This is a genomic window from Novosphingobium sp. Sphag1I (assembly GCF_056279125.1).
This window is the reverse complement of the sequence record NZ_JBWBQS010000018.1, coordinates 79,149-91,598: the sequence shown is the minus strand read 5'-3', so window position 1 is coordinate 91,598 and position 12,450 is coordinate 79,149. Positions and strand designations below refer to the sequence as shown.

Genomic DNA, 12,450 nt, shown 5'->3' with positions numbered 1-12,450 from the left:
TCCCCCAGCGCTGGCTCGCCACCCTTGCCGCCAATCAGGCAGAGGGGCGTTCATGCCCCGCCATCCTCTCGGCCATCGCCGCCTGGATCAAACACTTGCGCGGCCATAACGGACCCGTCGATGACCCAAGGGCAGGGGAACTGGCTGAGGCGGTGCAGGGTGAGGGAGTGGTGGATAAACTATTCGGCCCTCGTGGTTTGATCTCCAGCGATTGGGCGCCCTCTGTTGAAGATCAGAACAGGATTATGTCGCACCATCCGATTGGCGCTGGATCAATTTGAAATCCTGCCATTCATGGGCCGGGGCCACCTTGCTTCGGACCATGCGGACCAGCATATCCACTGCCGATCGCGCCATATCGCTGATTGGTTGGTGGATGGTGGTCAATTCAGGCCAAATGGTTGTTGCCAAAGGTGTATCGTCGAAACCGCAGATCGACAGATCGCCCGGCACGTCCAACCGGCGTGCATGGGCGATTGCCACGGCGGCGGCGGCCATATCGTCATTGCTGGCGAAAAGGGCGCTGGGCGGAGGAGAAGCCGACAGGATTTTCTCGGCTGCCTCCAGACCCGAACGATAGGTAAAGAGGCCTTGGGCAATCAGCGCGGGATCGGCCAGTAATCCGGCTTCTTCCAATGCCGAGAGATAGCCCAGATAGCGGCGCTCGCTTGCGCTTTGATCCGGGTTGCCTTTGATAAAGCCTATCCGTTTGTGACCAAGGGCGATCAAATGTTGCGTCATGGCCCGTGCGGCGGCGAAATCGTCGATGCAAACCGATGCGACACCATCCTTGGGCATGCCCGGAGCAACGGCTACAACGGGAATGCCTTCGTCGGCCAGGGCGGCAAGCATCGCTTCAAATTCGCAAAGAGGGGGAGGCAGGATGATCCCGCTGATCCGTCCTCGCCGTAAATGGGAAATCATGTCTGGGACGCTGATAACCTCACCAAATTTTTCAACCATCAATTGGACGTTGAGGCTGCTGGCACGGTCAAGGCTGCCCATCAGAAATTCAGAGAGATATGCCGAGGAAGGGTTTGAATATACGAGGGCAATTTTCGTATCTTCACCCCCGGCCAATTGCCGCGCGGCGGGCGAAGGTGCGTAATTGAGCGCGGCAATCGAGGCGTTGACCCTATCACGTGTCTGGTCACGAACCGAGGCTTCGCCATTGATGACGCGGGAAACCGTCATGGGCGAAACGCCAGCGTGTCGGGCCACATCGGCGATGGTGGGTACATTACGCTGGCTGCGGGAACGTGTCATGATGGTCCGGTCTGAAAGAAGCTCTATTTCCTCGCTTGGTAGCGCATATCCTTGCCGCGCCGCAACCATGCCGAGCCAGCAATTGCCACCACTGTGATGCCAAGGAACAATCCAAAAATCTGCGGGTTGAACCAGACCAGCGCCACCAATGCGAAGGCGGCGGCGATCAAGGCGAAAGCAGGCAGGAATGGATAGAGCGGCGCACGAAAAGGGCGTGGCATTTCAGGCGCCTCTTTGCGTAAGCGGAACAGGGCCGCCATGCTCAACACATACATGGTCAAGGCGCCAAATGCGGCCATAATCACGATACTGGCCGTCAAGGATTGACCCGCTATGGAAATCAGGTTGTCGCTGTAAATCGCGGCAATGCCGATGACGCCGCCCGCCAGAATGGCCCAATGGGGTGTGGCAAATCGAGGGTGAAGGCGGGCGAGCACGGCGGGCAAATAACCTTCACGCGCCAGAGCAAAGATCTGACGTGAATAACCCATGATAATGCCATGAAATGAGGCGATAAGCCCGAACAAGCCAAGCCACACCAGCATATGCAGCCAACCGCTCGATGTTCCCACCACGCGGATCATCGCTTGCGGCAATGGATCGTTGAGATTGGCCAGTTTTGTCCAATCCCCCGATCCACCGGCAAAGACCATCACGCCAAAGGCCAGCAAGGTCAGTGTGACCACCCCAGTCAGATAGGCGATAGGGATGGCGCGATGGGGATCACGCGCTTCCTCGGCCGCCATGGCGACGCCTTCGATGGCCAGAAAAAACCAGATGGCAAAGGGCGTCGCGGCAACAATGCCCGTCAAGGCGCCGGTGTGAAAATGGCTTTGTCCGGCCCAGCCCATCGCGGCAAAATGGCCCCAGTCAAAGGCGGGCGCGACCACGCCCATGAACACGAGCAATTCCGCCACCGCCAGCAAAGTGATCACCAATTCAAACATCGCGGCAATGTGTACGCCGATAATGTTGAGTGCCATGAACAGAACGTAAGCTGCTGTTGCGGCGAACTTTGGTGACAGGGCGGGGAATTGCACGTTGAGATAGGCGCCGATGGCCAGAGCAATGGCAGGCGGGGCAAAAATGAACTCAATCAACGTTGCCATGCCCGCCGCCGCGCCCAAAGTCGGGCCAAATGCCCGGCGGCTATAGGCAAATGGCCCGCCCGCGTGGGGGATCGCCGTGGTCAATTCGGTAAAGCTGAAGATGAAGGCAATATACATCGCCGCCACCGCCACCGTCGTGACCAAAAATCCCAGCGTCCCGGCCTGCGCCCAGCCATAGCTCCAGCCGAAATATTCGCCAGAAATGACCAGCCCGACCGCAATGCCCCATAGTTGAAACGCGCCCAATCGTTTTTGCAAAGTCACCTTGCCATGGCTCTGGGTCACGCATCACTCCCCCGTTTCCGCACAGGGGCAAGGTAACATCACGCTTCAGCTTTGACTTGAACGATCATCCGGGGCTTGTTGAAAACGCATACGCTTTTTGGCGCAAAATACCCGTTATCCACCCCTCGCGGCCTTTGCCTTTTCGCTCAACGCCTGAGCCTCGGCGCGGGTGACGATATTGTCGTGATTGCCGTCGGCCATATCAAAACCCATCGTCGGGCCGTTGATGAATTCATCACGGCTGATCTTGCCATCTTTGTTGGCGTCAAACTGCTGCTGCATGGCCTTCATGCGCGGCTCAAACCGGCTGGAAAGCAGGCGCGGCACGTCATCCATCGAGATGTACCCGTCGCCATTTCGGTCAAATCGCGCAAATTGCTGTCCGCGATGGGCGAGAAATTCCGCCCGCGTCACTTGTCCGTTGCCATCGGCATCGGCCTGTAACAGGCGCTGGGCCATATCGGCGCGGTCCATGCCTTGTTGCGCCATCGCCGGAACGGCCAATGCGCCCATCCCAAGCGCCAGCCATGGATAAATTGCCTTCATTCTATCAACTCCATCGAAAACGAGGGGCCGGAACGCGGATTCGCCCCGGCCGCAAAGGGTCAACGACAGGACATGCTCTGTCCAGCGGCATTGGTGCAGGTTCCCGAATGCACCGGCTTACCGGTATTGGGATCGATGGAGGTGCTGCCATTGTATGAATTGCCGGTGTTGGCATTGGTCGCGCTGGTCGTGCGGCTGCCCGACCAAGTGCCGTCGGCGCCGCGGGCAAAGCCGCCTTGGGATTGCACGGACCCGTTCGCCCCGGTTGCCGCCGCGCTGCCCGAACGGGCGAAGGAACCGTCGGCACCCACTGTCGTGCTGCTCTGCCTTGCCCCGCGTGCGCCGTTGACGCTTGCAAAGCCGCCTGCACGGTTTAGTGTGGTGGAGCCATCGGCATTGATGGTGGTCGAATGGCCTCTGGCCGCGATACCACGCGGGCCGGCGGCGACGGTGCCCCCGCGCCCGCCTTGGCGAAAATGGGCAAAGCCGCGCGCTTCGGCCTGATGTCCCAACGTCAATCCGGTAATACCCAGCATCAGAATGGTCGTGATCTTCTTCATCGCCTTGCTCCTCAATTCAAAGACCGCGTTGGCCTGAAACGAGCAATGCCAAACTCCTGCATCAAACCTGTGTCGCGCCAGAGTGGCTGTGTCGCAAACCATGACGGGGCGGCGCGAATGTCACGCTTTGTCACACCCCTGCCTCTGGCCGCGGCATAGCGGCGCTGATAGCTAGGGCCAGAAAGTCAGAAAGGCCGAACATGACCGAAAGATCCGCCCGCATTGTCATCGTTGATGATGATGCCGAATTGCGCGGATTGCTCCTGCGTTTTCTGGGCGAGCATGGGTTCCACGTCCGCGCGGTTGACAGCGGCAAGGCGCTGGACGCGGCGCTGATGCGCGATCCGGCCGATGTCATTGTGCTGGACCTGATGCTGCCGGGCGAGGATGGCCTGGCGATTTGCCGCCGCCTGCGCGCGGATGGAGACCCGACGCCCATCATCATGTTGACCGCGCGGGGCGATCCGGTGGACCGGGTTCTGGGGCTGGAAATGGGGGCCGATGACTATTTGGGCAAACCCTTCCTGCCGCGCGAACTGGTGGCGCGATTGGCCGCGATCCTGCGGCGCGTAGGCCCGGAACGAGGGATTTTGCGCGATGATGTGGCGCGGGTTGGGCCATTCACCATCAATTTTTCCGCCATGACGGTGGAACGGGACGGCACGCCAATCGAGCTTTCCAGTCGCGAATTCGCTCTGCTGGCTGCTCTGGCACGTTCGGCGGGACGACCGCTCAGCCGTGCGCAATTGATCGACCGCGCGATCGGCCGCGACGCAGAAGTGACCGATCGCGCCATTGATGTTCAGGTGGGCCGCCTGCGCCGGGCCATTGGCGATGATGGGGCCGCCCCGCGCTATATCCGCACGGTTTGGGGCGTCGGCTATGTTCTGGTCGCGGGCGAGGCGTCGGCATGATGCGCCGCCTGCTGGATCGCAATATTGCCACAATGGTGGCTGTCGTCCTGCTGGGTCAGGTGATGGCCGGGGTTATGTTGCAGGTGCTGGTCCTGCGCCCGCAATCCGAACGGATTGCCGATGTGACGGCCGAAATGACCGAAACCATCGGCCGATTTATGGTCCGCATGACGATGGAGGAGCGGCATCAACTGGTCGCCCATTTCAACCAGGATGATGCGGTGGTCATCCTGCCCGGCAACGCGCCGCCGAAAAAGGGTCACCGCCGCCCGACTTTGATCGAGCGCGATTTTTTGCGCGCCATCGCTCATCGGTTGAACCATGATCAGCCCGTCGAATTTCGCGCCGACACGGATGACCGGCTATGGGTCCGCCTCTGGCTGGGCGGAGAGGATTGGTGGGTCAGCCTGACCCCGCGCCGACTGCGTGCGCCATTGATGAGCGTGCTGATCGCGATGGGGAGTGCGCTGATCGCCGCGATTGCGGGCGGGATTGCGTTGCAACGCCATGTGGATCGGCCTTTGCGCAATCTGGTTTCATCGGTGGACGCCTATGACCCGGATCGCCTATCCCATGCCCCGATGTCGGAAAATGGCCCGGAGGAAATCGCCGCCGTCGCCCGTGCCTTTAATCGCCTGACCGAGAGGATCGCCGGGCATGAGGCGGAACGCGCCTTGATGCTGGGCGCGGTCAGCCACGATTTGCGCACACCTTTGACCCGCCTTCGCCTGTTGCTAGATATGATGCGCGGCGCCGATTCCGACCTGATGACACGCGCCGCGCAACAGGTGGATCGGATAGAAGCCATGCTGGCCCAATTCCTCGATCTTGCCAGAGGGTTTGAGAAGGAAGCGTTGGAACAGGTTGATTTGGCCGCGCTCTTGGTCGGGGCCGCGATGGATGCCGGTTTTGATCCGGCCCATGACGAAGTGACGATGGATATTGCCGTTGATGTGGCCCCATTGCGCCCCATCGCTATGTCGCGCGCCATCACCAATCTTTTGTCCAACGCAAGGCGGCATGGGGCTCCGCCCTATACCATCAGCGCCAAACGCGATGGGGGGGATCTGGTCATTTCGATTGGCGACACTGGCCCGGGCTTTGACCCTGCCCGCGCACAGGAATTAAGCCGCCCCTTTGCCCGCGGCGATCTGGCGCGTGGCGGTGATCATGCCGGGCTTGGTCTTGCCATCGTATCGCGCATCATGGCCGCGCATCATGGTTCCTTGCATTTCATGCGCGATGGGCCACAATTCATCGCCCAGTTACGCCTTCCGCTTTAGCCCTTGATGGCGGCAAATTGTTCCAAAGCCGTGGGCACGAAATCCGGCGCGCGGACGGCCTCCCCGATCAGGAACAGCGTTGGGTCATCATCGCTGATCGCCGCGACCAGAAAGGCCAGAGACCACAGCTTGCCTCGGATCAGACGTTCATCCGGGCGCGACACATTGACCGCCACCATGACGGGCGTTTCCGGATCGCGCCCCGCCGCCATCAACCCGCGTGCTATTTCGCCCGCCGCCGCGCGGCCCATATAAACGCCAAGCGTCTGGTTATCGCTGGCCAGATTATCCCAATCCAGCTTGAGCGGTTCGCCCGCACGCAGATGGGCCGTGACATAGGTGATCCCGCGCGCCGAACCGCGCAGGGTCAGCGATGCCCCCGCACTGGCGGCTGCCGCGCTGGCGGTGGTAATGCCGGGGCAAACTTTGGAAACCACGCCGCCCTTGGCCAGATGCTCCATTTCCTCGGCGCTGCGGCCAAAGACGGACGGGTCACCCCCTTTCAGGCGCACGACGCGCTGGCCCGCCTTGGCCGCGATCAACAGCAATTCGTTGATGTCGCCCTGCGCCTTGCTGTGACGGCCTGAACGTTTGCCCACGCTGACCATGCGCGCTTGGGGGCTGGCCAATGCCAGCACGCCTTCGCCCACCAAGGCGTCATAGAACACAACATCGGCGCTGCGGATCAGCCGTTCAGCCTTTCGCGTCAGCAATTCCGGATCGCCGGGACCGGCGCCAACCAGCCAGACCATACCTGCGGGAAAATCGTCACTCATTCCGCCGCCTCCATCATCTTTGCCAACATTCGTGCGAGCGAGGGACGGCAAGAGCCGCAATTCGTTCCTGCTCGCGTTGCTTCACCGATGGCCGCCACGCTGCACGCCTTGGCACAGATGGCTTCCTCAATATCCTTTTCGCCCACACCGTGGCAGACGCAAACAATCGCGCCGCGATCCGGGGCGGGGGTGCTGGGCCGCCCGGCCAGCCATTCGGTGGCCGCGCCATCAACGCCCAATTGTTCGGCAATCCAGCCGCGTGGGGGCAGGGTGCCATTGCGTGTAACGAACAAGGCCCCGGCCAAACCGCCATCCTTGCCGCGCACCGCAATGCGGCGCATTCCGCGAACATGGTCGGCCACTTCCAGCCGCTGCCCGGTGGGCAGAAGGCCATCGACCTCCACCGCGCCCATCCCGGCCAGCTCGTAGAGCCAGCCACCCTTGACCCGTGACCGGCTCCAGAACAGCAGGTCTTGCGGGGCGGCCGGTTCGGTCAGCAGCAGGAAACCGCGCCATTCTGGCGTGACGGGTTCGACGCGCGCGGGGGTGTTCTTGAACGCAGGCTGGCCCGAAACGGGGTCGGTGATCTGCGCGGGCAGGAGATTGGCGCGCGCGCCGCCCGACATGACATCGGTCCAGTGCATCGGCACAAAGATGTCGCCGCGGCGTTGGCCATCGGAAACGCCTACGCGGAAAACCGATGCCCCATTGGCCGTTTCAACCCGCGCCAGACCGCCATCGACCAAGCCGTACCGCGCCGCATCATCCGGGTGGATTTCCAGCAAAGCCTCGCGCCGATGCTGGGCCAGTGTGGCGGCATATCCGGTGCGGGTCATCGTGTGCCATTGGTCGCGATAACGCCCGGTGTTGAGACGCAGCGGCCTTGCCGGATCGAGTTTAGCCGACGCGGCGGGGCGGACCGAAATCAGACGCGCGCGACCATTGGGCGTGCTGTAACCATCGGCCAGCGGATAGTCCCCGCCCCATTGAAACGGCTGCATCGCATCATATTGCGCGTCCGAAATCTCGGCCCATGCGGTCAGGTCGAGCTTGCGCCCATAACGAACAGCCAGCGTCGTCATCGCGGCATATTCGCGCCAGATCTGGGCCGGGCGGTCATAGGTAAAGGCATCGCCCCAACCCATGCGCTCGGCCACTTGCCCCATGATCCACCAATCGGCACGCGCATCGCCGGGGGCAGGGAAAAGCGTCCGCTGGCGGCTGATGCAGCGTTCCGAATTGGTGACCGTGCCGTCCTTTTCACCCCATGCATGGGCGGGCAGGCGGATACGGGCAAAGCGCGTGGTGTCGGTGTCGGCAATCGCCTCGGAGACGACCACGGTGGGGCAACGTGCCAGAGCCTCGCGGACGAAACCAGCGTCGGGCATCGAAACCGCAGGATTGGTGGCCATGACCCAAAGGAACTTGATCTTGCCATCGTGAATGTCGCGGAACATATCGACGGCCTTTTTGCCCGGCCCCGCACAGATATTCGCCGTGTTCCAGAAACCCGCCACATCGCGCAATTCAGCATCCGAAAAGCCCAAATGACAGGCCAGCATGTTGGCCAAACCGCCAACCTCGCGCCCGCCCATGGCATTGGGCTGGCCGGTCATGCTGAAAGGTGCGGCGCCGGGCGTATTGATCCGGCCCATGGCCAGATGCAGGTTGGTGATCGCATTGCCCTTGTCGGTGCCGCTGGCCGATTGGTTCGCGCCCATCGAGAAAAGCGTCACCATCCGAGGATGCGCCGCGACCAGATCGACCAGTTTGGCAAACTGATCGGCCGGAACGCCCGGATCACAGGGCAGGTCGCGCCAGAAACCGGCGGGCACTTCAAGCGCGCCATCGTCGGTCAAACCACGCGAATGCATCGCGGCCAGCAGGGCGTTGAACAAGGCCACATCGCCATCGGGCGCCACGGCGACATGCAGATCAGCTTGTTCTGCGGTTTCGGTGCGGCGCGGGTCGATCACGACGATCTTGGTGCCGCGTTCGGCGCGGGCGGCTTCCATCCTTTGCCAGATGACCGGGTGGCACCATGCAGTGTTGCTGCCTACCAGCAGGATGAGGTCGGCTTGTTCAAGGTCGCTATAGCTGCCGGGCACGATGTCTTCGCCAAAGGCGCGATTGTGGGCGGCAACGGCGCTGGCCATGCAGAGGCGCGAATTGGTGTCGATGTTGGCGCTGCCGATAAAGCCCTTCATCAGCTTATTCGCCACGTAGTAATCTTCGGTCAGCAATTGGCCCGAGACATAAAAGGCGACAGCGTCGGGGCCATGGGCCTCGATGGTCTCGCGCATCCGGTCGGCCACTTCGTCCAGCGCCACGCCCCAATCGACCGCGTTCTGGCCGATCATCGGCGACAGGAGGCGCCCGTCGAGGCTGACCGTTTCACCCAGATGGGTGCCCTTTGAACAAAGGCGGCCATGGTTGGCCGGGTGCTGGCCGTCGCCCCGGATGGTGACGGCGCGCTCCCCCGACACTCCTGCTTGCAGGGGCGCGGCGGTCACCATCCTTGCCGTCGGATCGACGGCGGGCACCGTGGCCGCGATCCCACATCCCACGCCGCAATAAGCGCAAGTTGTCTGGATCGCTGCCTGTTTCATTGCGCTGCCTCCGGTGCCTTCGCATTCACAATGGCATCACGCTTCAGATAGATGCGGCCTGCATCGATTTTGAGCGGGATAGTGGGCACACAGCCCTTGTCATCACCCTGTGCCTCGCCCGTTTTCAGGCTGATGTTCCAGCTGTGCAGCGGGCAGGTGACCACCGTTCCATGCACGATCCCCTGTGAGAGCGGGCCGTGCTTGTGCGGACATTTATTGACCAATGCATAGAACTGGTTGTCGAGGGTGTGAAAGATGGCGATTTCCTCGCCACCCTGCACCGGCAAAGTGCGTGCATTGCCGGGGCTGATCTGGGTCGTCGGCCCGATGTCGATCCAGTCACCAGTTACTTTGGCGCCAATCATTCTGCGGCCTCCTTGATTTGCATGGTGGGGAAGGGGCGAAACTCGGCCAGATGTTGATGGAGTTCGCTGTCTTCACCGGCGGCGCGGCGGGCCCATGGGTCGTCCTGCATGAACTGCTGCGAGTAGTGAAAACGCTTGGCCAGTTGGGCCACCGCTTCGGGATCGTCGAACAATTGCGCCTTGACGTAATCGAGGCCGACGCGTTCGATCCACGGCGCAGTGCGTTCCAGATACCATGCCTGTTCGCGGTAAAGCTGGATGAAGGCAGCGCAGACATCGAGCGCTTCCTGCTCGGTCGTCACCTTGGACAGCAGATCGGTGCCGCGCAGGTGAATGCCGCCATTGCCGCCGACATGCAGTTCATAGCCTGAGTCCACGCAGATCACGCCAAAGTCCTTGATCGTCGCTTCGGCACAATTGCGCGGGCAACCCGATACGGCGATCTTGAACTTGTGCGGCATCCAGCTGCCCCAGGTCATCTGCTCGGTCTTGATGCCAAGGCCGGTCGAATCCTGCGTGCCAAAGCGGCACCATTCCGAACCAACGCAGGTTTTGACCGTGCGCAGCGACTTGCCATAGGCATGGCCCGACACCATCCCGGCGGAATTCAGATCGGCCCAAATCGCGGGCAGGTCTTCCTTCTTGATGCCGAACAGGTCGATACGCTGGCCGCCCGTCACCTTGACCAGACGGGCCTGATACTTGTCGGCGGCGTCGGCAATGGCGCGCAGTTCGTCGGGCGTCGTAACCCCGCCCCACATACGCGGGACCACCGAGTAGGTGCCGTCCTTCTGGATGTTGGCATGCATGCGTTCGTTGACGAAACGGCTCTTCTGATCGTCGACATACTCGCCCGGCCAGGCGCAGAGCAGGTAGTAGTTGAGGGCAGGGCGGCACGATGCGCAGCCATCCGGCGTTTTCCAGGTCAATTCCTGCATCACCTGCGGAATGGCCTTGAGGCTCTTTTCAACGATCAGGCGGCGCACGTCATCATGGCTGAACGTGGTGCACTTGCACAGCGTTTTGGGGCCAGATGCAACATCGTCGCCCAGCGTCAGCTTAAGCAGGCTTTCCACCAGACCGGTGCACGAACCGCAGGAAGCCGAAGCCTTGCACTGGCTGCGCACCGCGTCGAGCGAGCAGGCCCCGCCATTGATGGTGTCAACCACCTTGCCTTTTGTAACGCCGTTGCAACCGCAGATTTCGGCATCATCCGAAAGGGCAGCAACGGCCGCATTAGGGTCCGCGAGGGCGCCTCCACCCTGAGCAAAGGCCTGACCGAAGATCAGCGCTTCGCGGATATCGGAAACGTCTTCCTCACGCTTCAAGAGGTCGAAATACCAGCTGCCATCGGCGGTGTCGCCATAGAGGACGGCGCCGACCAGCTTGTTGTCCTTGACGATAACGCGCTTGTACACGCCGCGGGCCGCGTCGCGCATGACGATGTCTTCGCAACCTTCGCCGCCCGAAAAATCACCGGCAGAGAACAGGTCAATGCCCGACACCTTCAGCTTGGTCGAGGTGACCGACCCCGTGTAACCATTAGGCGTCGCCACTGCCGCATCGGCCAGCGAACGGCACATTTCCCACAAGGGAGCCACCAGACCATAGCAGATGCCGCGATGCTGGACGCATTCGCCTACCGACATGATGGCCGGATCGCTGGTGACCATGTGGTCGTCGACCATGATCCCGCGTTCGACTTCAAGACCGGCCGATTTGGCCAGCGCGGTCGAGGGACGGATACCAACGGCCATCACAACGATGGAGCAGGGGATCTCGCGGCCATCCTTCAGCTTGACGCCGGTAACCTTACCATCCTTGCCCAGAATCTCGGCGGTGTCCGCGCCGGTCAAGATGACCTGACCACGGCGCTCCAACTCGGTCTTGAGCAGCCAACCGGCCGCTTCGTCGAGTTGGCGCTCCATCAAGGTGGGCATCAGGTGGAGGACGGTGACGGCCATACCGCGCAGAGACAACCCATGAGCCGCCTCCAGCCCCAGCAGGCCGCCACCGATGACCACCGCATTGCCCCCCAGCGAGGCGGCGGCCAACATTTTGTCCACGTCGTCCAGATCCCGGAACGAGACGACGCCGGACAGATCCTTACCCGGAACGGGGATGATGAAAGGTTCCGAACCCGTCGCGATCAGCAGGCGGTCATAAGCCTCAACGCGGCCCGACTTGCTGGTGACGGTCTTGGCTTTGCGGTCGATCGCAACGACAGGGTCGCCAGACACCAGCGTGATACCATTTTCTTCATACCATTCAGCGGTGTTGATGACGATGTCATCAAATTCCTTTTCACCGGCCAGAACCGGCGAGAGCATGATGCGGTTATAGTTCACCCGCGGCTCTGCACCGAAAATGGTTATGGCAAAGCGGTTGGCGTCGCGGGCAAGGATTTCTTCTACCGCGCGGCAACCGGCCATGCCGTTGCCGACCACCACGAGCCTTTCGCGCATGTCGCCCGCGCCTTGCGGGGCTTTCACAGGGTTGGGGGCATTCACCTCGGGCTACTCCTGATATCGACGAGGCAAACGAAAAAAAGCCGCAACGAAACAGGTCAGTTTGACCTTTTCGAAGCGGCTTCGTTGCCACGATTGTTTGGATGATATGCGGTGGATTCTGAAAATTTTGCCCGACGCTGGGCAAAGAATCTAATGCATTTACACACCGATCATATCGCTTCGCTGCGCATCTGCAAGAGATTTTGTGCGCCCGCGAAGCGATATAG

10 protein-coding genes and 1 pseudogene are annotated in these 12,450 nt (G+C 61.5%); 3 read left to right on the top strand and 8 right to left on the bottom strand.

What is annotated here, in order from left to right:
- Nucleotides 1–281: pseudogene (locus ACZ9HU_RS18555) on the top strand (mannitol dehydrogenase family protein); the annotation flags it as partial.
- Here ACZ9HU_RS18555 and ACZ9HU_RS18550 read toward each other — a convergent pair.
- The 4 genes from ACZ9HU_RS18550 to ACZ9HU_RS18535 all read right to left on the bottom strand — a co-directional run bounded on the left by ACZ9HU_RS18550 (nt 244) and on the right by ACZ9HU_RS18535 (nt 3,766).
- Nucleotides 244–1,266 (bottom strand): LacI family DNA-binding transcriptional regulator, encoded by a 1,023-nt coding sequence (locus ACZ9HU_RS18550; RefSeq protein ID WP_476107159.1) that lies wholly within the window; start codon nt 1,264–1,266, stop codon nt 244–246. The pseudogene ACZ9HU_RS18555 and the gene ACZ9HU_RS18550 sit on opposite strands and share 38 nt — an antisense overlap.
- A gap of 23 nt (nt 1,267–1,289) precedes the next feature.
- Entirely contained in the window at nt 1,290–2,660 is a 1,371-nt protein-coding gene (gene eat, locus ACZ9HU_RS18545) for an ethanolamine permease (RefSeq protein ID WP_476107157.1), read from the bottom strand.
- A 114-nt stretch (nt 2,661–2,774) separates the two neighbouring features.
- Nucleotides 2,775–3,206, bottom strand: coding sequence for an EF-hand domain-containing protein (locus tag ACZ9HU_RS18540; RefSeq protein WP_476107155.1), 432 nt, complete (start codon nt 3,204–3,206; stop codon nt 2,775–2,777).
- A 59-nt stretch (nt 3,207–3,265) separates the two neighbouring features.
- Nucleotides 3,266–3,766 carry a hypothetical protein gene (locus tag ACZ9HU_RS18535; protein WP_476107153.1) on the bottom strand — a complete coding sequence of 167 codons (501 nt, stop codon included), beginning with the start codon at nt 3,764–3,766 and terminating at the stop codon, nt 3,266–3,268.
- A 200-nt stretch (nt 3,767–3,966) separates the two neighbouring features.
- Between ACZ9HU_RS18535 and ACZ9HU_RS18530 the strand changes: the two genes are divergently transcribed.
- Together ACZ9HU_RS18530 and ACZ9HU_RS18525 are read left to right on the top strand one after the other, a co-directional pair.
- Entirely contained in the window at nt 3,967–4,680 is a 714-nt protein-coding gene (locus ACZ9HU_RS18530) for a response regulator (RefSeq protein WP_476107152.1), read from the top strand.
- Nucleotides 4,677–5,963: an ATP-binding protein gene (locus ACZ9HU_RS18525; RefSeq protein ID WP_476107150.1), complete on the top strand. Its 1,287-nt coding sequence runs from the start codon at nt 4,677–4,679 to the stop codon at nt 5,961–5,963. The genes ACZ9HU_RS18530 and ACZ9HU_RS18525 overlap by 4 nt, the downstream gene beginning before the upstream one ends.
- On the opposite strand, the gene cobA is transcribed toward ACZ9HU_RS18525, so the two are convergent.
- From cobA to nirB, 4 genes are read right to left on the bottom strand one after another with little or no spacing between them, the layout of a single operon-like run.
- The gene (gene cobA, locus ACZ9HU_RS18520) at nt 5,960–6,739 is read right to left on the bottom strand and encodes a uroporphyrinogen-III C-methyltransferase (RefSeq protein ID WP_476107148.1); all 780 of its coding nucleotides are present in this window, start codon (nt 6,737–6,739) and stop codon (nt 5,960–5,962) included. The genes ACZ9HU_RS18525 and cobA overlap by 4 nt on opposite strands.
- Nucleotides 6,736–9,348, bottom strand: a complete 2,613-nt coding sequence (locus ACZ9HU_RS18515) for a nitrate reductase (RefSeq protein ID WP_476107147.1) — start codon at nt 9,346–9,348, stop codon at nt 6,736–6,738. The genes cobA and ACZ9HU_RS18515 overlap by 4 nt, the downstream gene beginning before the upstream one ends.
- On the bottom strand, nt 9,345–9,713 hold the full coding sequence (gene nirD, locus ACZ9HU_RS18510; protein WP_476107146.1) for a nitrite reductase small subunit NirD: 369 nt from the start codon (nt 9,711–9,713) through the stop codon (nt 9,345–9,347). Before nirD ends, ACZ9HU_RS18515 begins: the two co-directional genes overlap by 4 nt.
- Nucleotides 9,710–12,178 (bottom strand): nitrite reductase large subunit NirB, encoded by a 2,469-nt coding sequence (nirB, locus tag ACZ9HU_RS18505; RefSeq protein WP_476107166.1) that lies wholly within the window; start codon nt 12,176–12,178, stop codon nt 9,710–9,712. Before nirB ends, nirD begins: the two co-directional genes overlap by 4 nt.
- Nucleotides 12,179–12,450 lie beyond the last annotated feature (272 nt).

Bases quoted from the DNA above. Each gene is read 5' to 3' on its own strand.
- ACZ9HU_RS18525 (WP_476107150.1), top strand. From the start codon at position 4,677: ATGATGCGCCGCCTGCTGGATCGCAATATTGCCACAATGGTGGCTGTC.
- nirD (WP_476107146.1), bottom strand. From the start codon at position 9,713: ATGATTGGCGCCAAAGTAACTGGTGACTGGATCGACATCGGGCCGACG.
- ACZ9HU_RS18515 (WP_476107147.1), bottom strand. From the start codon at position 9,348: ATGAAACAGGCAGCGATCCAGACAACTTGCGCTTATTGCGGCGTGGGA.
- ACZ9HU_RS18540 (WP_476107155.1), bottom strand. From the start codon at position 3,206: ATGAAGGCAATTTATCCATGGCTGGCGCTTGGGATGGGCGCATTGGCC.
- ACZ9HU_RS18550 (WP_476107159.1), bottom strand. From the start codon at position 1,266: ATGACACGTTCCCGCAGCCAGCGTAATGTACCCACCATCGCCGATGTG.
- ACZ9HU_RS18530 (WP_476107152.1), top strand. From the start codon at position 3,967: ATGACCGAAAGATCCGCCCGCATTGTCATCGTTGATGATGATGCCGAA.
- ACZ9HU_RS18535 (WP_476107153.1), bottom strand. From the start codon at position 3,766: ATGAAGAAGATCACGACCATTCTGATGCTGGGTATTACCGGATTGACG.
- cobA (WP_476107148.1), bottom strand. From the start codon at position 6,739: ATGAGTGACGATTTTCCCGCAGGTATGGTCTGGCTGGTTGGCGCCGGT.
- nirB (WP_476107166.1), bottom strand. From the start codon at position 12,178: ATGCGCGAAAGGCTCGTGGTGGTCGGCAACGGCATGGCCGGTTGCCGC.